Origin of the sequence: Comamonas denitrificans, from assembly GCF_042654745.1 — a bacterium.
Taxonomy (GTDB): Bacteria; Pseudomonadota; Gammaproteobacteria; order Burkholderiales; family Burkholderiaceae_C; genus Comamonas; species Comamonas denitrificans.
On sequence record NZ_JBHSEY010000067.1, the window covers coordinates 1 to 1,255 of the forward strand.

Annotated in this window: 3 protein-coding genes; all 3 read right to left on the reverse strand. The window is 45.8% G+C overall.

Annotated features, from left to right (window positions below):
- Nucleotides 1-6: 6 nt before the first annotated feature.
- The 3 genes from msrB to msrA are packed head-to-tail and all read right to left on the reverse strand — an operon-like array spanning nucleotide 7 to nucleotide 1,231.
- Complete coding sequence (gene msrB / locus ACFO24_RS13310; protein WP_005403705.1) at nucleotides 7-447, reverse strand: peptide-methionine (R)-S-oxide reductase MsrB; 441 nt, start codon at nucleotides 445-447, stop codon at nucleotides 7-9.
- Between the two features lie 31 nt (nucleotides 448-478).
- Nucleotides 479-739, reverse strand: coding sequence for a glutaredoxin (locus tag ACFO24_RS13315; RefSeq protein WP_005403706.1), 261 nt, complete (start codon nucleotides 737-739; stop codon nucleotides 479-481).
- Between the two features lie 3 nt (nucleotides 740-742).
- A complete protein-coding gene (msrA, locus tag ACFO24_RS13320; RefSeq protein ID WP_069785042.1) occupies nucleotides 743-1,231 on the reverse strand; it encodes a peptide-methionine (S)-S-oxide reductase MsrA in 489 nt (162 codons plus the stop codon).
- Nucleotides 1,232-1,255: the final 24 nt, after the last annotated feature.

Genomic DNA, 1,255 nt, shown 5'->3' on the forward strand with positions numbered 1-1,255 from the left:
TAAAAATTATTCTACAAACTTCAATGACTCCGAGTTAATACAGAATCGGACCCCTGATGGCTCAGGACCGTCTGGAAAAGCGTGCCCCAGATGGGCTTCGCACACATTGCATAGCACTTCGATTCTGCGCCCGAAGGTCGTATCCAGTTCATATTGAATTACGTTGTCTGCGACTGGCTCAGAAAAACTCGGCCATCCCGTTCCCGAATCGAACTTTAGGTTCGAGTCAAAGAGTTCGGTGTCGCAGCCCACACAGGCGTACCTTCCAGCTTCATAAAATGAACAGAGTTCTCCGGTGTGCGCGCGTTCGGTGCCTTTCATCCGCATGACCCGAAATTGCGCTGGCGTCAGAATTTCTTTCCACTCTTCCTCGCTCTTTTCTACTTTTTTGGGAGGCGCGGGAGTGCCGTTATCCAGGTAGTTGTAAATGCTTTTCCAATTGAACATATATTTGCTCCTTTATTTTAGGGTTCACTCTTTAGCTATCAATCCACGAGAAGAAGTCTGTAGCACTACCAATGAATTCTCCATCCACAAAAACTTGCGGTACAGTTTGGAGATTTGTTCTTTCCTTCAACTCCAGGTAAGTCTTCGGATCGTCGTCTACGCGAATTTGTTTGAAATCGACCTTTTCAGCAGTTAGGTAATTCTTCACGCGTGCGCAAAATGGACAATGGTCTTTCGTATAAATAACAACATTCTTAAGTGCTTTCATTTTTTCCTCGTTCATTTGGTTCATGATTTAGTCTCTTTCAAAATGGCAAGAGTATCCGCTGGGATTCCTCTGCAAATAGTTTTGGTGATATGCCTCAGCGTCGTAGAATTCTTTTTCCAGGGTGACGGTCGTGACCACTTCATTCTCGAAGCGACCGATCTCATTGACCTCATCAATCACGTTTTCGATAATCGCTTTCTGTGCATCGTCACGATAGAACGCTGCCGAGCGATACGAAGTGCCAACATCATTTCCTTGGCGATTCTTCGTAGTCGGATCATGGATTTTGAAAAAGTAATGTAGAATCTCTTCGAGAGATATTTCGTCTTGGTCGTATTCCACGCGAACCGCTTCGGCGTGCCCCGTTTTCCCTGTTATAATATCGGCGTAGGTAGGATCATCAAAATCTCCGCCAGAGTAGCCCACCTTCGTTGACGTCACACCGTCCAGACTCCTAAGGAGGTCTTCGAGACCCCAAAAACACCCTCCGGCAACGATCACATAATCTAGTTTCATAAAGCCTCCTTAGTTTTCATCCAC

Bases quoted from the DNA above. Each gene is read 5' to 3' on its own strand.
- msrB (WP_005403705.1), bottom strand. From the start codon at position 447: ATGTTCAATTGGAAAAGCATTTACAACTACCTGGATAACGGCACTCCC.
- ACFO24_RS13315 (WP_005403706.1), bottom strand. From the start codon at position 739: ATGAACCAAATGAACGAGGAAAAAATGAAAGCACTTAAGAATGTTGTT.
- msrA (WP_069785042.1), bottom strand. From the start codon at position 1,231: ATGAAACTAGATTATGTGATCGTTGCCGGAGGGTGTTTTTGGGGTCTC.